The organism is Synechococcus sp. H55.8 (genome assembly GCF_047462375.1).
Lineage (GTDB): Bacteria > Cyanobacteriota > Cyanobacteriia > Thermostichales > Thermostichaceae > Thermostichus.
On sequence record NZ_JANSJC010000008.1, the window covers coordinates 1 to 19,341 of the forward strand.

At 59.0% G+C, this 19,341-nt stretch carries 14 protein-coding genes; 6 read left to right on the plus strand and 8 right to left on the minus strand.

Going from position 1 to position 19,341, the window contains the following annotated elements; translation table 11 throughout:
• Nucleotides 1–109 precede the first annotated feature (109 nt).
• Together NW862_RS05105 and NW862_RS05110 are read right to left on the minus strand one after the other, a co-directional pair.
• Nucleotides 110–745 (minus strand): riboflavin synthase, encoded by a 636-nt coding sequence (locus NW862_RS05105; protein ID WP_414337323.1) that lies wholly within the window; start codon nucleotides 743–745, stop codon nucleotides 110–112.
• Nucleotides 746–758: 13 nt separating this feature from the next.
• Nucleotides 759–2,477 carry an ABC-F family ATP-binding cassette domain-containing protein gene (locus NW862_RS05110; protein ID WP_414337322.1) on the minus strand — a complete coding sequence of 573 codons (1,719 nt, stop codon included), beginning with the start codon at nucleotides 2,475–2,477 and terminating at the stop codon, nucleotides 759–761.
• Nucleotides 2,478–2,919: 442 nt separating this feature from the next.
• On the opposite strand from NW862_RS05110, the gene NW862_RS05115 reads away from it, so the two are divergent.
• Both NW862_RS05115 and NW862_RS05120 read left to right on the plus strand, forming a co-directional pair.
• Nucleotides 2,920–3,609 carry a hypothetical protein gene (locus tag NW862_RS05115; protein ID WP_414426978.1) on the plus strand — a complete coding sequence of 230 codons (690 nt, stop codon included), beginning with the start codon at nucleotides 2,920–2,922 and terminating at the stop codon, nucleotides 3,607–3,609.
• Nucleotides 3,610–3,873: 264 nt separating this feature from the next.
• Nucleotides 3,874–4,182, plus strand: a complete 309-nt coding sequence (locus NW862_RS05120) for an OB-fold nucleic acid binding domain-containing protein (RefSeq protein WP_414334700.1) — start codon at nucleotides 3,874–3,876, stop codon at nucleotides 4,180–4,182.
• A gap of 218 nt (nucleotides 4,183–4,400) precedes the next feature.
• On the opposite strand, the gene NW862_RS05125 is transcribed toward NW862_RS05120, so the two are convergent.
• A complete protein-coding gene (locus tag NW862_RS05125) occupies nucleotides 4,401–5,000 on the minus strand; it encodes a hypothetical protein (RefSeq protein ID WP_414426979.1) in 600 nt (199 codons plus the stop codon).
• A 221-nt stretch (nucleotides 5,001–5,221) separates the two neighbouring features.
• Nucleotides 5,222–6,625, minus strand: coding sequence for a chromosomal replication initiator protein DnaA (gene dnaA, locus NW862_RS05130; protein WP_414426980.1), 1,404 nt, complete (start codon nucleotides 6,623–6,625; stop codon nucleotides 5,222–5,224).
• Between the two features lie 214 nt (nucleotides 6,626–6,839).
• Between dnaA and rpmH the strand changes: the two genes are divergently transcribed.
• From rpmH to smc, 3 genes are all read left to right on the plus strand, one after another.
• Entirely contained in the window at nucleotides 6,840–6,980 is a 141-nt protein-coding gene (gene rpmH, locus NW862_RS05135) for a 50S ribosomal protein L34 (protein ID WP_011434477.1), read from the plus strand.
• Between the two features lie 59 nt (nucleotides 6,981–7,039).
• Nucleotides 7,040–7,420: a ribonuclease P protein component gene (gene rnpA, locus NW862_RS05140; RefSeq protein ID WP_414334703.1), complete on the plus strand. Its 381-nt coding sequence runs from the start codon at nucleotides 7,040–7,042 to the stop codon at nucleotides 7,418–7,420.
• Nucleotides 7,421–7,495: 75 nt separating this feature from the next.
• Complete coding sequence (gene smc / locus NW862_RS05145; protein WP_414334704.1) at nucleotides 7,496–11,038, plus strand: chromosome segregation protein SMC; 3,543 nt, start codon at nucleotides 7,496–7,498, stop codon at nucleotides 11,036–11,038.
• A 128-nt stretch (nucleotides 11,039–11,166) separates the two neighbouring features.
• Here the strand turns inward: smc and NW862_RS05150 are convergent, their stop codons facing one another.
• The 3 genes from NW862_RS05150 to NW862_RS05160 form a co-directional block, all read right to left on the minus strand.
• On the minus strand, nucleotides 11,167–12,684 hold the full coding sequence (locus NW862_RS05150; RefSeq protein ID WP_414334711.1) for a leucyl aminopeptidase: 1,518 nt from the start codon (nucleotides 12,682–12,684) through the stop codon (nucleotides 11,167–11,169).
• Between the two features lie 74 nt (nucleotides 12,685–12,758).
• The gene (locus tag NW862_RS05155) at nucleotides 12,759–14,099 is read right to left on the minus strand and encodes an FIST N-terminal domain-containing protein (protein WP_414334705.1); all 1,341 of its coding nucleotides are present in this window, start codon (nucleotides 14,097–14,099) and stop codon (nucleotides 12,759–12,761) included.
• A gap of 90 nt (nucleotides 14,100–14,189) precedes the next feature.
• Complete coding sequence (locus tag NW862_RS05160) at nucleotides 14,190–15,791, minus strand: LysM peptidoglycan-binding domain-containing protein (protein WP_414426981.1); 1,602 nt, start codon at nucleotides 15,789–15,791, stop codon at nucleotides 14,190–14,192.
• A 403-nt stretch (nucleotides 15,792–16,194) separates the two neighbouring features.
• On the opposite strand from NW862_RS05160, the gene cysS reads away from it, so the two are divergent.
• Complete coding sequence (gene cysS, locus NW862_RS05165; protein WP_414426982.1) at nucleotides 16,195–17,745, plus strand: cysteine--tRNA ligase; 1,551 nt, start codon at nucleotides 16,195–16,197, stop codon at nucleotides 17,743–17,745.
• 10 nt (nucleotides 17,746–17,755) lie between these two features.
• Here the strand turns inward: cysS and NW862_RS05170 are convergent, their stop codons facing one another.
• Nucleotides 17,756–19,285: a S10 family peptidase gene (locus NW862_RS05170; protein ID WP_414334708.1), complete on the minus strand. Its 1,530-nt coding sequence runs from the start codon at nucleotides 19,283–19,285 to the stop codon at nucleotides 17,756–17,758.
• Nucleotides 19,286–19,341 lie beyond the last annotated feature (56 nt).

A 19,341-nucleotide genomic window follows, 5' to 3' on the forward strand; every position in this document is an offset into this window, starting at 1 on the left:
GCTTTGGCATGATTTGCTCCCTAGAAATTGTGAAGCAATACATCCAGAATCAGTCAGAGGGTGCTATCCATCCCCACCGTATAGACGGTGGGGAATTCCGCACCTTACGTTAAACGTAGCCGTGCTCGGCCAGAAACTCCAGAGAAATGCCGCTCTCCGGCGGAGCCAGGCCCAACAATTTTTCCACATACTTGCCCAGCATGTCCGCCTCCACGTTCACCGGATCCCCCACCTGCAGCAGGGAGAGGTTGGTCTCGCGGTAGGTCTGCGGGATCACCGCCACCTTAAACCAGCAGCCCCCCTGGCGCGCCTCGGCAATGGTCAGGCTCACGCCGTTCACCGCCACGCTGCCTTTGGGCACGATGTAGCGCCCAATCTCCGCAGGAACTTTGAAGCTCAGCTCCCAGGCGTTGCCACTGGCGACCTGATCCCACAGTTGTCCCACTCCATCGATATGGCCGCTGACGAAATGTCCCCCCAGCTTGTCTCCCACGCGCAGGGAAGGTTCGAGGTTAACCGTGCGCGGGCGGGATCCCTGGCCCCAAACCGAGCGGCGCAGCGTTTCCGGCGAGACATCGGCCAAAAAGCCATCGGGCAGAATCTCCACCACCGTCAGGCAGAGGCCGTCCACCGCCACGCTATCGCCGTAGGCCAACTGCGGCTGTAGCTCTGGGCAGGTAACCCGTAGCTGTGAAGAACTGATCAACTGGGCTGTGCCGAGACTGCGCACCAAACCTGTGAACATGACTCTGCCCTCCTTAAGCTTTGCCAGCTGCTTTTTTGGCTTTTTGTTTTTCTCGCTCTTTGGCTCGTTTTTCAGCAGCTTTGGCTGCTTTTTCAGCAGCAATCCGCTCTTGTCGAGCTCTCTCTTTCTCTTCGGCAATCTTCTCCAAGTAGTAGTGGTAATCGCCCTGGTAGGCTACCAACTCGCCGTTGCGGATCTCGACAATTTTATTGGCCACTTTTGAGATAAAGTAGCGATCGTGAGAGACCAGAATTGCCGTGCCGTCGTAATGCTGTAGAGCCTCTTCCAACATCTCCTTGGCTGGAATATCCAGGTGGTTGGTGGGCTCATCCAGGATCAACACATTGGCCGGTTGCAGCAGCATTTTTGCCAGGGCCAAGCGGGCTTTTTCTCCCCCACTCAAAGCTGCTACTTTCTTAAAAACAGCGTCGCCGCTGAAGAGAAAGCGCCCCAGCAGCGTGCGCACTTCCTCATTGTTCCAGTCGGGGACTTCGTCATGAATTGTATCGATCACGGTTTTGTTCAGATCCAAAGCCTCTGCCTGATTTTGCTCAAAGTAGGCAGGAATAACATTGTGGGGCCCCAATTTTGCGGATCCCTCGGTCGGCTGCTCCAGGCCGGTGATAAGGCGGAGCAGCGTCGATTTTCCCGCCCCATTGGGTCCTAAAAAGGCGACGCGATCCCCGCGTTCGATCAGCAGTTCTGCGCCCAAAAATAGAATTTTGTCGCCATAAATGTGGGTTAGGTTTTCGATCTTCACCACCTCGCGGCCACTGCGGGGGGCAGGAGGGAAGCGAAACCTAAGGGTGCGCACATCGCCAACCGGCGCTTCCACGCGCGCGATTTTTTCTAGTTGTTTTTCGCGGCTCTTGGCCTGGGTGCTGCGGGTGGCGCTGGCCCGAAAGCGATCGATGAAGGCCTGTTGCTTTTCGATCTCTTTTTGTTGTCGCTCGTAAGCCGACTGTTGCGCTTCTCGTTGCTCAGCTTTTTGTGCCAGATATTGAGAATAATTGCCTAGGTAGGTTCTGGAAACACCTCGCTCTGTCTCCACAATTTGGGTACAAAGTCGATCCAAAAACTCGCGGTCGTGGGAGACGATCACCATAGGGATCGTCAAGCTCTTGAGGTAGTTTTCCAGCCACTCGATGGTCTCCAAATCCAGGTGGTTGGTGGGCTCGTCCAGCAACAGCAAATCCGGCTCCTGTAGCAGAATCTTGCCCAAGGCGATGCGCATCTGCCAGCCGCCGCTGAAGGCGCTCACCAGGCGATCCCCATCCTGCGGCTCAAATCCCATTTCCGGCAAGATTTTGTCGATGCGGGCCGCCAGTTCATAGCCGTGTAGGCTCTCAAATTGCCGCTGCAGGCGATCCAGACGGCGCAGAAGGGACTCTAAGGTGTCGGGATCCGCCTGTTCCATCTGCCCGGTGACCTGGGCCATCTCCGACTGGATGCGGCTTTCTTCCCGAAAGACCGTCCACAGCTCCTCTCGCACCGTTCGGGCGGGATCCACCTCAAACTCCTGGCTGAGATAGACGATGCGCAGGTTGGCAGGGCGGATCACCTCGCCGCTGGTCGGGTCTTCTTGCCCACAAATGATCTTGAGCTGGGTGGTTTTGCCAGCCCCATTCACGCCCACCAAGCCGATGCGATCCCCGGGCTTGACCTCCCAGGTCACGTCCTTGAGCACCTCGCCGGTGGGGTAGATCTTGCTGATGTGTTCCAGTCGCAGCATGGGGTTCCTCGGTTCTGGGGGCCGACGGGGGAAATGTGGCGTTTTCTTTACATGCCTCACTCATCTTAGGCAGTCTTGGGATCCGCGTCCACGGGCCCTGGGCGGTTCCCGCTTCGTTTTTTCATCTTTTCATCTCGTCTTCTCCACTCGATGGTCGTTTTGCCGGTACCTGCTGAGGCCTTTAACATTACTTAATTCGGAGATTAAACTGTCCTTAACCACTAATAGAAAAAACTGAGCTAGTTTATAAGTAAGTTTAGGGTAGCCCAAGATGGCCAGCACTATTGTTAGAAAGAGGGATCGGCTAATATTACGCTCGCAGAATGACTGGTTTTCGCTTTTTATACTTATATTTGTTGCATCTGCTTTCCTCTCATTTGCCACTCTTCAGGCTGCTAGTGTAGATAGCCTAGAGATATCTTGTGTAAAGAGGGGAGTTAGGATGGCGGATTGTCAATTTACAACCATCCCCAAGCTTAGGATTTTTCCTCCTTCTAACAAAATCTACTCGGAAATTACAGGAGCTGAACATCAAACCGAAGTTGAAGAGTTTATAGATGATGAGGGAGATAAGTCTTATACTTATAGCTACTACCTAATTCTGTTCACAAGTGGAAGGATTTTGGATAGAGTGGAGGTCGATAGCAATAATCGCGCCCAATGGGCCAGTGAGCAAATCAATCAGTTCTTAGGCGAAGGCCAGGGAAGTTTAAACGTTGTCCACCATGATCTTCCGTCAAAATCTATGGATGCATTCTCTGCAGCCATTATCTTTTCATCCATTAGTCTAATTCCTCTTTTTATGTTATTTTTAATAATAAACTATGAGTCTGTTGATATTAATGGTCAGCTTAGAAAAGTTATAGTTACCCAGATTAATTTGCTGTCTAATAGAAAAACTTTTGTTGACTTCGAGGATGTCAAAAGTATTAGCCTCATAGAAAAAGTCGATAGTGATGGGGATAAGCTCTACGAGCTCAAACTTCAAACTAGAACGGCGGGTGAGATCACGTTGTTTACATCCTACATAGAAGAAAAAGCTGAGACTTTAGGAAGAGAAATTGCCACCCTGACGATGCGCCGCATTGACAGAAAAGCTCTTCCCGAACCGGAGAGGGGAGCCGCTGACTAAACGCCGTAGGAGCGTGCTTGCAAAAAAGTTTGGGACAGGAAGTTTAGCTCTTGCAAAATCCCCGAAAATGTTAAGAGAGCCCTAGGGAAGCAAAGACGCGATTTAGGGTTAAGGTATCTTTGATTTGCGTTTAAGCTTGTTGACGTGTTCTTCTTGGATTGTTAGACCCGAGGCAGTTTTTAACAATGTCGGGGTTCTTTGTATGAGGGTTGCGCCTGGATATATTGCTCTGACTTTTCTAGCACTAGCGGTGGGGGTTCTCCTGTGCAAGCTCAGGTTCCTATTCGTGAGCTCCAGCGTTATACCGGGGTTTTGGTTGCCGGTCGGATCACGAGCGTTTTCGGCAACAAGTTTATTTTGGACGATGGAACGGGCCAACTGCTTGTTGACGCCGGCCCAAGCTGGTACCGCCAGATCCAACTGGTGCCCGGCGAGCGGGTTACGGTGCTGGGGAAGTACGACGATGAAGACTTCGACGCTTACCGGATCACCCGCGAGAACGGTGAGGTCATCGAGATTCGTCCGGCAAGCGGCCCACCACCCTGGGCGGGAGGTTCCCGCGATCCCAGATAGGGCTCCAGGTTTTAAACCTTTTCCAATGCTTGCTTGTTGCTGATCGCTGCCGATCCTTGTCAACACTGTCAGGGATCCTGACTCCAGGCGGTGTTTTTATTTGAAGCTGCTCAGGACGTTTCTCGTGCTCTGCGCTGCCTGTTCCTTGGCCCCAATCCCTCTTCCAATGCTTGGGACTGGGGGGGAGGACGCCGAGGGCCCAAAGCGGGTCTTGCGACCTAAGGGATCCACTCCAGGCCAAAGCCAAAGCTGGATTCCTGTGCCAAGGTCGAGTTGCGCAAGCTATAGCGAGCAGAAAGGCGAAAGGAAGGGCTGATGGCGTAGGCAGCGGTGATCTCCGCCAGGGTGGCTTGTCCTTTTTCCTGGGGGGCAACCCAACTGTAGCTGCCGGTCAAATCTGCTGCTTCGGGCGCCAGGGCCAAAACGGCAAAAGCCCCATAGCTAACTCCGCTGAGGCTGTGGTTTTTCTGTTCCAAAGCTCGATACCCCAGTTGTGGTGCCAGATTGAAAGGGGATCCCATAGGGGCCAGAAAGTAGCGTATCTCCGACCCGTACTGGCGCACTTCTGGATGTTCGGAAGATTGTCGATAGTCACCGCTGAGGGTGAGGCGATCGGCCAGGCGCAAGTCCTGCAGGCTGATTCGCCAGTGAGAGGAGGACTCGAAACCGGCCTGCAGGCGGGTGGGCAGGACGGGGGTATTGCGGATTTCTTCCAGGAGATTGGGTGGATTTTGCAGCCAGCGGCGCAGCACCGGGCTATTTTCCAGAACTTGGCCCTCCAGCCCCAAATCCAAAGCGGCTGAGAGCGGGGCCGGCACAGGATCTGGAAGACTTGCTTGCGTCGAATTGGCCCAAACTGGCCACCCTGGCGTCAGCTCGGCCCCGAGGAGCAACAGACCCAAGCAAAGCCCTTTGCCAGATCGCTCCACCAACTGCAACCCTCGCCTATCCCGTTTTTAACTCTAGCTGCTTCGAGAGGGATCCTCCACAGAAAACGGGACAGCGGAGAACCGGGGGCGGCTCAATGACAACGGAAAACCTAGCTCTTTCGGCTGTGGGCAACAACCCGCAGGCGCTCGGCTAACTTTTGCAGTTGCCGCTCAAATTGTAGATTCTCTCGCTGCAACTGGCGAACTTTTTCACAGCTATAGAGAACGGTGGTGTGGTCTTTCCCGCCAAAATAATCGCCAATTTTGGGCAAGCTGAGATGGGTGTAGTGGCGCATCAGGAACATAGCAATTTGCCGCGCTTGGCTGATGTCGCGCTTGCGGGAGGATCCCAATAAGCTCTCCCGGTCAACACCGAATTCTTCACAGATGACTTCGATAATCATATCGGCGGTGATCTCTTTCGGCTCGCTGGGTGGATTGAGGATGGGTTGAATGGTCTCCACGCTCATCGGCAGGCCAGAAATGGAGACGTAGGCGACGGCGCGGATGAGGGCGCCTTCCAGCTCGCGAATGTTGCTGGTGTAGGTGGTGGCAATGTATTCGATCACCTCAGGTGGTAGATTCATCCCCTCGTACTCGGCTTTTTTCTTAAGGATGGCCATGCGGGTCTCGATATCCGGCGATTGAATTTCTGCAATCAAGCCCATCGAAAACCGAGAACAGAGCCGCTCCTGCAGACGAGGGATCAGGTGAGGGGAGCGGTCGGCAGCCAGCACGATCTGTTTACCCGATTCGTGCAGCGTATTAAAGGTGTGGAAAAACTCCTCTTGGGTGTACTCTTTGCCTTCGATAAATTGAATGTCGTCCACCAATAAAATATCCACATCTCGATAGTGCTCCCGGAAAGACTGCATGCTGTCTCGCCGGATGGCATCGATTAAATCGTTGGTAAAGCGCTCGGTGGACACGTAAAAGACCTTCGCCTGCGGATTCGCCTCCAGTTGGTAGTGGCCGATGGCCTGCATGAGGTGGGTTTTGCCCAGCCCTACTCCGCCGCAGAGAAACAGCGGGTTGTAGGCGCGCCCAGGCTTGTCGGCTACGGCCAGAGCTGCAGCATGGGCCATGCGGTTGTTGGGGCCAACCACAAACCGTGAGAAGGAATACTTGGGGTTGAGATCCGGCGCTCGCATCGGCAGGCTGCCGCCGACTTCCAGCCCTAGAGTGGGGGAGGCAGGTAAGCTGCCGGCTCTGGGCAATGTTGGGGAAATGGCTTTTGCAGGGGGTTCTTCCTCAACCAAAGCGTGGGGGGAAACCGAAAACTCCACCTGTAAAGGGATCCCGGCCACCCGCTGCACCACCTCGGTGATGGTGGAGGCGTAGTGCTTTTGCAGCCAACCCCGCGCCCATTCGCTGGGAGTCGAGATGGTGAGGCGGTTGTCCACCAACGACTCAGGCCGCGCCGTCTTGATCCAAGCCTCAAAAGTTGGACGGCTGAGCTGTACCTGTAGATGCCCCAGAGCTTCATTCCAGAGCTGATCCAGGGAGATATCCACACCACACACCCAGAGCGACACAGCAAAAGCCCAAGAGGAACAGCAGCCTCTGCTCCCTCGACAGTGGCTTTAGGATTCCCAATTTAGCTGCTCGGCGTGGGCTGGCCAATCTAGCTATTTTCCGTTGAGTCTGCTATAATTATTCGCCCCAGGCTGAATTTCGCTCTGGTCGGCTCTGGCAAGTGATGTTGGCTTCATAGGTTGGCTTCTCACCATGACTCAGCGTACCCTTCGCGGCACCAATCGCAGACGCATTCGCGTCTCTGGGTTTCGGGCCAGAATGCGCACAGCAACCGGGCGGCAGGTCTTGCGGCGGCGGCGGGCCAAGGGGCGTTATCGCCTGGCTGTTTCTTGAGGCGCGATCCGGCTTTAAGGGCAGGGCCCTTTGTTTAGTTCAGGGTGGGATCCGCCACCATGCTGCCTGCTCCTTATCGCTTGCGGGATCGGCGAGCTTTCCAGGCGCTTTACCAAGCGGGGCAGCGTCGTTCCGGTGCGGGCTTGACCCTTCTGTTTCAGCCGATGCCCCCAGGGTGTGAAGGGATCCCCAGCCAGGTGGGGTTGGCAGTTAGCAAAAAAGTGAGCAAATCGGCGGTACGGCGGAACCGGCTGCGGCGTCGCCTGCGGGAGGCCATACGGCCTCTCTGTCCAAACCTAAAGCCTGGCTACCAGTTGCTGCTCATCCCCAAGCCCAACCTGCTCACCTACAAGTGGCCAGAGCTACAGGCAGAGGTGCATCGTCTTTTGCAAAAGGCCGATCTGCTCGTCGATCCAAGCCCAGATCCTGGGCCTTCTTAGAGGCTGGGCAGGCTGCACTACCCGTGCTAGCCTGGTGCCATCATCTGCTGCTGGTTGCACCAGATATGGGGTGGGATGTACATCAAGCGGATCGAGCTGACCCGATTTAAGTCGTTTGGCAGCACGACCTCGCTGCCCCTGTTGCCGGGTTTTACGGTCATCTCCGGCCCCAACGGCTCCGGCAAGTCTAACATCCTGGATGGGATCCTATTTGCGCTGGGGCTGTCTTCCTCACGGGGGATGCGGGCAGAGAGGCTTTCGGATCTGGTGCATTCCGGCAGCCTCAACAGCAACCGGCGGGTGGAGACCCACGTTTCCGTCACCTTCGATCTGGGGCCGGGAGAAGATGGCCAGCCCAGAGAATGGAAAGTCAGCCGTCGGCTGCGGGTCAGCCCCGGCAAGGGGGAGGATCCCGACTCCCTGCCCTACACCAGCACCTTCTACATCAACGATGTGCCCTGCACCCTGAGCGAGCTGCACGAGCAACTGGAGGCGATGCACATCTACCCCAACGGCTACAACGTTGTCTTGCAGGGGGATGTTACCAGCATCATCTCCATGAACTCCAAGGAGCGGCGGCAGATCCTCGACGAATTGGCGGGGGTGGCCACCTTCGACCGCAAGATCGCCCAGGCCAACGCCAAGCTGGAGGGGGTGCGAGAACAAATTGAGCGCTTCCGGCTCATCGAGCAGGAATGGCAAGCCCAAAGAGAGCGGCTGCTCAAGGAGAGCGAAAAGGCGCAGCAGTACCAGCAACTGCGGCTGCAGTGGCAAACGCTGGAGCAGCAGCAACAGGTGTTGCTCTGGCGGCATTTGCAAGCCCAAGTGGAAGCAACCCAGGCAGCCATTCGTCAGCTTTTGGCAGCTCAGGAGCAAGCCACTGCTCAGGTGCAGACCTTGAGCGAGCAGTTGCAGCAGGCCGAAGCCGCCCTGAGCGAGCTGCAAAGCCGCATCCACGCCCTGGGGGAGGAAGAATACCTGCACCTGCAGGCCCAGATCGCTGCCACCGAAGTGCAACGGCAACAGCTCAGCCAACAGATCGCAGCCTGGCAGCAGGAAATCGAGCAAGCGCAGCGCCTGCAGCAGGAGCGCCAAACCCAACAGCAGCACCTGCAGACAGAGCTGGAACACCTGCAAAGCCAACAGGAGCAACTGGCCCAAGCCCAGGGATCCCTGCAAGCCCAGGTGCAGAAAGCCCGAATCAGCCTGGAGCAAAGCCGCGAACAACTGCGGGCCCTGGCCCAATCTGCCGAGGCCTGGGTCAAGCAGCAGCGCTACCTCACCCGCCACCTCGAAGAGATCCGCGCCGAACAGGAGCCTCTGCAGCAGGAGCAAATTCGCCTGCAAGAGCGACAACGGCAACTGGAACGGCAAAGCCAGGAGACCCAGGCGGAGATCGCCCAGATCGAGACGTGGCTGGGATCCCACCTGGCCCTCACCGCCGAGCTGGAACAGGCCTGCCGGCAGTCGGAAGCCCAGGTGCAGGCCCTGGCCCAAGAGCTGGCGCAACTGCAATCCAACCTGGAGCTGGATCGCGCCACCCACGAGCGGCTGGCCGCCGAGTTCCACGCCAAGCAGCGGCAACTGGACAAATGGGAGACCCGCCGCCAAGTGCTGCAAGAATCCCAGGGATCCCGCGCCACCCAGGCCATCCTGAGCGCCCGCCTGCCGGGGGTTTTGGGATTGGTGGCCCAGTTGGGGCAGGTGGATCCCCAGTATCAACTGGCGCTGGAGATCGCGGCAGGCAACCGACTGCACTTTGTGGTGGTGGAAGATGACAGCGTCGCCGTCAGCGCCATCAACCTCTTAAAGCGGGAAAAACTGGGGCGCGCCACCTTTTTGCCTCTGAACAAGCTGCCGCCCGCCCGCCCGCCCGCCCCCCTCAACTTAAACGGTCTGATCGACTACGCCATTCGTTTGGTGCACTTTGAAGAGCGCTACCGAGATGTTTTTGGCTTTGTGCTCGGATCCACCCTGGTTTTCCAGAGCCTGGAGTTGGCCCGGCCCTACATCGGCCAGCACCGCATGGTCACCCTGGAAGGGGAGCTGCTGGAAACCTCAGGGGCCATCAGCGGCGGCACCAGCCCGCAGCGACAGGGGATCCATTTTTCTGCCGGCGAACACTCGGAAGGGGAAGCCCTGCGCGCCCGCCTGGCCGATCTGGAAGCGCTGCTGGCCGCCCTCACCCCTCGCCTAAAAGCCGCCCAAGCCCGCGAAAAACAACTGGCCCAGACCCTGCTCCTGGCCCGCCAGGATGCCCTGCAAGCCCGGCAATATCTGGAGCGACACCAGGCCGATTGCCAAAACCAGCAGGCCCGCCTGCAACACCTACAGGGATCCCTGACGCAATGGCAAAGCGAAAGCCACCAGATCCAGCAGCGGCTGCACCAGATTCAACTCCGCTGGGATCCCTTGCAACAGCGCCTGGCCGACCTCACCCTCAAGCTCAGCCAACTGGAGGGATCCCCGGTCAACCAGCACTGGCAGCAACTGCAGCAGACAGTGCAGCAGCAGGAGAGCCACCTGGCGGAGCTGCAACACCACCTGGCCCACCTGGAGCGACAGCAACAGGAGAACCTCAGCCAGCAACACCTGAAGCAGGCCCAGATCCAGCACCACCAGGAGCGCCTGCAAGAGGGCGAACGGCGTCAGGCCCAACTTCAAGAGCAAATCGCCCAGGCCCAGGCCACTCTCGCCCAAATCCAGCAGCACATTGCCGAGCAACGGCAACAGATGGGCCAGATTGAAGCCCGCCTCGCCCACCTGCGCCAAGAGCGAGAGCGGCAGGAATTTCAACTGCGCGCCCAACAGCAGCAGCTCCAACGCCTGGAATGGGAACGCTACAACGCCCTCACCCAACAGCAAGAAAAAGAGGCCATCCTGGCCCAACTGCAAACCCAACTGCAAGCTGCGGCCCAAGCGCTGCCGCATCCCCTTCCCCCCTTGCCCCCCCACCTGACCCTAGACGAGCTGCAGCAGCAAAAACGCAAAATCGAAGAGCAATTGCGATCCCTGGAGCCGGTGAACATGTTGGCCATCGCCGAATACGAACAGACCCAAGCCCGCCTAGGGGATCTCAGCGCCAAACTGGCAACCCTGCACCAAGAGCGCACCGAATTGCTGCTGCGCATCGAGAACTTTTCTACTCTGCGCCGCCAAGCGTTTTTGGATGCCTTCCATGCCATCAACAGCCATTTCCAGACCATCTTTGCCCAGCTTTCCGAGGGCGAGGGCTACTTGGAATTGGAAAACCCAGAGGATCCTTTGGCTGGGGGTCTGACCCTGGTGGCCCGCCCCAAAGGCAAGCCGGTGCGTCGTCTCAGCGCCATGTCGGGCGGAGAAAAATCCTTGACGGCCCTCAGCTTTATTTTTGCGTTGCAACGGTTTCGCCCCTCCAGCTTTTATGCCTTTGACGAAGTGGACATGTTTTTGGATGGGGCCAACGTGGAAAAGTTGGCCGACATGATCTGGCAGCAATCCCGCCAGGCACAATTTTTGGTGGTCAGCCTGCGCCGCCCCATGCTCGAAAAAGCCGAGCGCACCATCGGGGTGACCCAGGCTCGCGGCGCCTACACCCAAGTAATTGGCCTGGTCAACCCCACCGCTCACGTCGGCTAAAGCAGCCAGCAGGCGGCCATCGCGGCGAGATCCCATCTCGCTCGCTATCCAGACAAGAGCGTAGATTCCAAAAACTCCGCAGGGCAAACCGGGAGATTTTGGTGATTTTGCAGGGCCCCAAGGCGGAGTTATGAGCTGCGCGCCAAGACCCACTCCACCAGCGTGCGCACCCCATAGCCGGTGGCCCCTTTGTTGTTGTAGCCTGCATCCTTCTCTGTCCAAACGGGGCCTGCTATATCCAGGTGGGCCCAAGGAGTTTTCTCCACAAACTGCTTCAGGAACAGGGCGGCGGTGATGGATCCCCCTGAGCGGGGGCCGGTGTTTTTCATGTCGGCCACAATCGAGCTGAGGCCCTCGAAATAGCCCTCCTCCATCGGCATTCGCCAGATTTTTTCTCCTGAGAGGTTGGCAGCTTGCTGCAGCTCCTGGGCCAGCGTCTCATCTTGGGTGAACAATCCGGCAATTTCTTCCCCCAGGGCAACCACACAGGCACCGGTCAGGGTAGCCAGGTCGAGAATGGCATCGACGCCCAGCTTTTCTGCAAATACCAGTGCATCTGCCAGGGTAAGGCGACCTTCTGCGTCGGTGTTGTTAACCTCGATGGTCTTTTGGTTGGAAGCGGTGAGGATATCCCCCGGATGGATGGCATGGCCGCTGATCATGTTTTCCGTGGCGGCGACAATGAAGTGCAGCTCCGCTTGAGGCTTGAGGGCGGCCAAGGCCCGCGCAGCCCCCAAAACCGCCGCTGCTCCCCCCATATCGGTTTTCATCATGGCGATGCTGCGGGAGTCGGTTTTGATGTTTAATCCACCCGAATCGAAGGTCAGACCCTTGCCCACCAGTGCCAATTTGGTGACGGGATCCCCTTGTGCCGGCTTGTAGGTGAGGTGGATGAACCGGGGCGGCAGATCAGAGGCTTTGGCCACACCCAGAAAGGCCCCCATCCCCAGAGCTTCACATTCTTCCTGCCCCAAGATCTCCGCCTCTAGACCGTATTCCTGAGCCAGTTGGCGGGCCGTATCGGCCAGGGCCAGAGGAGTAACGATGTTGGCGGGGGCAGCCACCAATTCCCGAGCCAAGATCGTCCCTGCAGCCATTTCAGTAGCCCGCTGCAGCGCGGCTTCGTAATCGGGGCGAGCCTGGGCCAACCCCGGCACCAAGAGGGTTACCTCCTGCACAGAAAAGCTGTTTTCCTCTTCCTGTTTGGCTGAAGATTTAAATCGATTGTCCCGGTGCGCCACCAATAGGCAGGCTTCGGCCACCGCCTGAACCACACGTACCCGATCCAACCCCGTCTCCGGCAAAGACAGCATCACCCGCTTGGCTTTTAAGCCATGAGCCTGGCGCAGGCCGTTGGCTGTGGCCCGTCGTAGGGCTTCTAGCGTCAGGGCAGCGGGATCCCCCAGCCCCACCAGCACCAGTTTGCGGAGCTCTCCGGTCAGGCGCAGGGCAACACTGCTGTTCGGCTTGCCCTGAAACCCTTGCTCCTGTACTGTTTCCGCCACCAGACCCGACCACACCTTTTCATCCCAAGAGGCGATCTCAGGGGGCAGAGGTAGGCGGCCATTTCCGCCAGAAGCCGCAAAGCAGTAGACCAGGGCACATTCCCCTTGAGTGAGTGGTGGCTCGCTGAGATGAAGCTGCATGAAAAACCCTTCGGTTACGCCGTTCACAAGCGATCCTCAGTCTATCCAATTTCACCGGCTCCCGGGATGGGGGTCTAGTGGGCGGGCCGGAAGATCCCGAAGCAAGAGGTGTAGCCGTGCAAAAAGGTGGATCCCCCAACTGGGCCGATCTCGCCGTTGCAAAAGAAGCCCCCCAGGGGTAGCTCCCCCAGCAATTCCCGAAACCGTTGCGAGTCAAAGTCGGGGGTGCCGTACAGCCCCTTGCCTCGTCCCAGACAGGAGAACATCAACGCCCCACAGGGCTCCGGCCTTGGTTGCGAGGGGCCCTCTGAGGAGTAGCTTTGCTGTAGGTTGCGCTCGGCACGATAGCGGCTGAGGGCCCACTGCAGATCTTCCGCCGAAGTCTGGGCATCGCGCAGATGAAATTGCACCGTTTGGCCGGGGCGCACCCGATCCCCGATGGCCATTGCCCCCAGCCGTGGATCGATGCCCAGGATCACGCGAATGAGAAAATCTCCCGGCGTCGGCTCGGATTTGAACTCGTCCATCAGCAGGCCGATAAAGAGAGCTTGGCGGGCCAAGCGTTGATCCGATGGGCTGAGCCGTTCGGCCAAATCCTGTAAGACCGCCAAAGGAGGACGCCCCTCTAAGCCGAGGATCACATTCCCCTCCGCTTCGGTGACGCGCAAGGGATCCCCGATGGGGCGACACCCCTGGGCCACTACGGCTTCCAGCACCACGTTGCCGGAAAGGGCCAACCCCACTGTGCCTACCCGATACAGCTCCCGCCGGGGTGTGGGGGTACGCGCATCCAGCAAGAACAGAGCATTGCCGCGCGGGCCGCGGCCGCCACTGGCCAATCCCCCCACCTTGACCGCCCCTGGATAGGCAAAATCCAACCCTTGCAGCAGCTCGGAGATGCGGGAGGAAAACCCATCCGCCAAGAGCAAAAAGTGCGGCTGGGTCTGCGGCGCAACTCCCACCAGATCGATCCACGCCGAAGGGGGTGCATCCAAGTCCGGCAATTGCTCCCCTTGCAAATAAAAAGGGCGCAAGGCTACATCCGGCAGCACCGCCAAAGACAGGGACAGGGCCGGCCCATCCTCAATTTCATGCCCCCCACCCACGATACCGCCGCCGGAGCAGCCGATCAAAACGTCCACCTCCAACAGCTCCGACAACAGGGGCAGCACGCGAATGTACTCGCTGGCAAAGGCCGCCGACACAAACAAAACCCCCAAGTTGGGCCGCAGAGGCTGAGAGGGGACATACCCGGTGAGCAGCCCCGGCAAGCTGCCGGATCCCACCGCCTGCACCTGTCGCGTCAGGGCGCTCTTCAGTTGGGCTGCCTGCAGCTTAGCCTTGGCTTCCTCCACCACCTGCCGCAGAGCCGCTTCCAGAGAAGGGAGCTGGGAGAGCGCGTTCACCCACTGCATCGGCGTGTTCCTACGGTCTGGAGTTTGCTTTTTTAGGCTAGCAATTTATGCCCGAACTGGTTGTTCGACCCAGGTTCTTTGGGGATAGGATCAGGGCAGATAGGGGCGGGGATCCACAGGTGCACCCCCGCCGGGGCGGACTTCAAAGTGCAGGTGCGGCCCTGTGCTGCGGCCCGTATTGCCCCGGCTCATGATCGTCTGCCCCTGCTGCACATACTGGCCCTGGGATACGTAGATCTGGTGGCCGTGGGCGTAGCGGGTAACGATCCCGTTGGGATGGCGAATATCCACGCGGTTGCCGTAGCCATCCCCGGCGTTGCCGGCAAAAATGACCTCCCCCTCCTGAACGGCTACAATGGGGGATCCCACCGGGCCGGGAATATCGACCCCCGCATGGAAGCGACCGCGACGGTAGCCAAAGCCGGAGGTGATTTGCCCGGCAACCGGCCAGATGAAGCCACTGCTGCGGGCCCGGGGAGGAGCTGGCGGCGCTGGCCGAGCTTGGGTCTGTCTCTGGGCTTGTCGGGCGGGGGCCGGGCGGGGGGGCTGCGTGCCCGGTGCCGGAATCGTCAGGCGTTGGCCAATGCGTAGCCAGTGGGGATTGCGCAGGTTGTTGGCCTCGATAATCGACCGCTGCGTTACCCCATAGCGAGCGGCGATCCGCTCGATGGTGTCACCGGCTCCCACCGTGTGGGTCAGGGAGCCACCGGCCAAGAGGGCCTGCCGTTCTTGCTGCATCTGCTGGGCCCGGCGCTGCTGCTCGGCCTGTAATCGAGCTTGCTCCTCGGCTTGGCGTTGGGCTTCCTCTTCCTGGCGGCGGCGCTCTTCCGCTTCGCGGGCCTTCTGGGCGGCGATCCTCTCCTTCTCGCGCCGGATCAGCTCGCCCACATCGCCGGGGATGAGTAGCCGCTGGCCGATGCGCAGATATTCAGGCCGATCCAGGGGGGTTGCCTCGATGATCCGCTGCTGCGGAACTTGGTAGCGGTTGGCAATGTCTTCCAGGGTATCTCCTGGCTGGACGGTGTAGATCAATCCCGGCTGGCTGGGGATCAGCAACTTCTGCCCCGGCTGCAGTGGCGTGCTGGCCTGCATACCATTGGAGACGGCGATAGCGGCGGCGTCGAGCTGGTACATCTGGGTCAGATGCCAGAGGGTTTCTCCCGGCTGCACCTCATGCTTGAGAATGCCTCGAGGCCCTTCCCCGGTTGGGATCTGGCCGGCCTCGAAGGCTTGCCGCAGTTGGGCTTTTTTTTGCTCGTAGTTCTGCTGCAGGGCGCCGGACAGCGTGTGCACCGAGGGCGGAATCGGCTCCGCCACCTGGGATCCCCAAGGGTGGCGATGCAGTTGTCGCTGCTGTAGGGTAGCGACCCCAGCCAAGCCCAGCATCAGCAGAAGGCTGGTGGCCCAAGCCGGATAACCCCGCCGCGCCGGCGCTGAATCCCCAGGCTCTGGCTGAGCTGTCTCAGCCTCGGTTGAGCGCCTGGCCGGCTGCAAATCCGCCATCTGCTCTGCCAAAGCTTCTGTGCAGGGATCCGCCTCCAGCTTCAGAAGCCACACCAGGCCCGTTAAGCTGAGAGAGAGGGCCAAACCGGCCCACCGGAGCCTCAAGGGGGCGGCAGGATCCCTGTCCCAGCCTTCATAGGCAGAAGGATCCTGAAGCGTTGGGATCTCGGGCGGAGAAAGGGGGCTCACGGCAGCACCCCTGTGCTCCAGCTCTCCCTGGCGGGGAGTTGAGAACGTCAATTTTGGGGGCATCCTCACACCAACAGGCTGACACTAGAGTGCAAGAGAAGAAGATGTCAAAATGAGGGGCACAGACCCCTTGTTATCCAACCCCACTGCGGTGGCTCAAGCCGAAGTGAAGTTGGATCATGAACAGGTTGGTTCGCACTCAGGTTAGGGTACCGTAGTTAACAAATCTAGACAAGCCTTTGCAGGTAATTTCGGCTAAAACGCTTACCCCACAATGATTTCAGCCCTTGGCCCGTTGAGATTTTGTCCAGCCTTATCCGATTCAGGGCAAAGTGTGCCACCTTACTTTTTTGAAAGATAGAGCCCACCTTGCTGTAGCTGAAACTACAAACTGGGGATATCAATGGACTTGGTTGTCTACAACACATTAACCCGCCGCAAGGAAGTGTTTCAGCCACTGGCAGCAGGGGGATCTGGGTTCATTTCTGCCGATCCTTCTCAGGGATCCGCCGAGGCGGCTGCTGGGGAGAAGCCCCTGGTGCGGATGTACGTCTGCGGCGTCACGGTTTACGATCTCTGCCACCTCGGCCATGCGCGCACCTATGTGGTCTGGGACATGGTGCGTCGTTACCTGGAGTGGCGGGGCTACCGGGTGAAGTATGTGCAGAACTTTACCGATGTGGACGACAAGATCCTCAAGCGGGCCCTAGAGCGGGGCGAATCGATGCAGGCGGTGGCGGAACGCTTCATCGCCGAGTATTTCCAGGATATGGATCGCCTCAACATCAAGCGGGCCGATCTCTACCCCAGGGCAACCCGATCGCTGCGGGCGATGTTCGAGCTGATCCAATCGCTGGAGCTCAAGGGCTTTGCCTACCGGGTACGGGATCCCCTTGCCCGTCAGGCGGAGATCCCTGCTTACGATGTCTACTACGCCGTCCGTAAATTCCCGGACTACGGCCAGCTCTCCGGTCGCAAGCTAGAGGAGCTGGAGGCAGGGGCCAGTGGCCGGGTGGGGGAGGAAGGGGCTGGCAAACAGGATCCCTTCGATTTTGCTCTTTGGAAGGCGGCTCCCCCTTCCGAGCCGGGGTTTGAGTCCCCTTGGGGTTGGGGACGTCCGGGCTGGCACATCGAATGCTCGGCTATGGTGCGAGAGACTCTGGGGGATCACATCGACATTCACGCCGGCGGAGCGGATCTCATTTTTCCCCACCACGAGAACGAGCTGGCCCAATCGGAGCCGATTACCGGCAAGCCGCTGGCCAAGTACTGGCTGCACAACGGCTTTGTCAACATCAACGGCCAGAAGATGTCCAAATCTTTGGGCAACTTCACCACCCTACGCCAGGCGCTTGCCGTCTATCACCCCATGGCCCTGCGGCTGTTCCTGCTCCAGACCCATTACCGCAGCCCGATTGACCTCACCGAGCCGGCGATGCAGGCGGCCAGCCACGGCTGGGAAACCCTCCAAAAAGGGATCCACTGCGCCCAGCAGTTTTGCCAGACGGCATCTCCCGATTGCGAGGCGATGCAAGCCTTTCAGGCGGCCATGGACGATGATTTTGGCACCCCTGGGGCGCTGGCCCTTGCTTTTGAGCTGGCCAAAGAACTGATCCGTGAGCACAACCTCTTGACCCACCAGGGCCACACCCACCTGCAGCCGCAGGTGCTGAGGCAGAAGAGCGCCGCCCTGCTGGAGATCTTGGCCACGCTGGGCTTCTGCTGGCCCCAGCCTGCCACCGCCCAGGGATCTGAGAAAGCCGTCGCCAATGGGGAACTGGCCAAGCTTCCACCCCTCGAAGAAAAGCAGATCGAGGAGCTGGTGGCCCAACGCACGGCAGCCCGCAGGGCGAAAAACTTTGCCGAGGCGGATCGAATCCGGGAGCAGTTAAAGGCCCTGGGGATCACCCTCATCGACCAAAAAGACGGCACCACCCGTTGGCTGCGGGAGTAGGGGTTGCCCATCACGAAGGGATCCCTAGGCCGGAAACGGCCTGGCGGTAGAACTGGCGCATCTCGGCAAACCACTCCACTCGCGAGGGATCCCAGGTGTAGAACATGTGGCCGCCGCGGTAGTGGCGCAAGAGAAGGTTGGCCTTGAGGCGGGGATCCAGCTTCATCAAGTCCACCAGGTGGTCGGAGGCAAAGTAAGGGGTGACCAGGTCGTAGAAGCCGTGGTGAATGCCCACCCGCAGGTGGGGATTGAGGGCCATGCTGCTGCGCAGCTCGTCCATGGCGCCAATAAACCCTTGCTTGAGTTCCCCTTTGGGGGTAAACCGCCAGGACTTGAACACCTCTAAGTTCAGGAGGTGGTAGGTCAAGTCTGTGTCCACCTGGAGGGTCTCCCGCAGGTGGCTGTTGATGGCGGCGGTAAAGAGGCGATCCACCCCATCCAAGGTGGGATCGGATCCCTCGAAGGTAGGCCGATCCGGAAAGGGATCCACCGTGGTGACGGAAGCATCGTACAGCCCCAGCACCAGCCGCTGGGAGCGCAACAGCTCGCGGGCAAAGCTGGCCGGGTCGATCCGACCGCCTTTGTGGGCCACATACTCAGGTGAGAGTCCGATCCCTGCCGCCATCTCTGTGTAGATGGCCTGCCGCTCTGCCTCTGGCATCGCCTCCCCCATGGCCAAAAGAGGCAACAGCCGCTGGCGGGCAAAGCCTTCTGCTTTGGGCAGCAAGATCTGCAAATCCTCCCCCCAGCCACACCGCCCGTGATAGGCTGCCGTGGCCACGTAAGAGGGGAACAGGGTTGCCCAGGTGCTGAGGTTGTAATCGGTGGTCTCCAGCAGCCCGAACTCGATGGCCGGCGAGATGAGAATCGCTCCTGACAGGCCCACCCCAAACTTGGCTTGCAGCTCCTTGGCCAGCCGCGCCACCCGAAATCCCCCGTAGCTCTCACCGGCAATGAAAATGGGAGAGAGCCAGCGCTTATACCGCGAGAGGAAGCCCTGGATAAACTCGCCCAAAGATTGCAAATCCCGCTCCACGTCCCAGAAGGGTGCTTCTTTGGGGGGCTCCTCCTCCTTCTCCTCCGGCTGAGTGGGCTTGGCCGCCGGATCGGATTTTTCCTGAGAACTTTTGGCGTCTTGAGACTCCTTGGGCAGGGCGCGGCTAAAGCCTGTCCCCACCGGATCGACGAAGACCAAATCAGAAAACAGCAGCCAACTTTCGGCGTTATCCACCAGTTGCACCGGCGAGGGCGGCAGGCTGCCGTTGGGCCCAAAGCAAATCCGTCTCGGCCCCAGGGATCCCATGTGCAAATAGGCAGAGGCGGCCCCCGGCCCGCCGTTGAAAACAAAAGTCAGCGGGCGGTGCGGGGAGTCAGAATCCTGCCTCAGATAAGCGACGTGAAAGATCTCGGCCACCGGCTTTTCTCGGCGGAAGAGCGTCTGCCAGCCAGCCACCGCCCTGTAGGGGAAGGACTCCCCCCCGGCGTTGAACGTGTGCTCTGTGGTGTGCAAGACAGGAGTGGACTTAGATTCTGCAGGCATAGAGACACGGGAGCTGCAACTTGCCTATCCAGTAAATCACAAGTTGCCAGATCTCC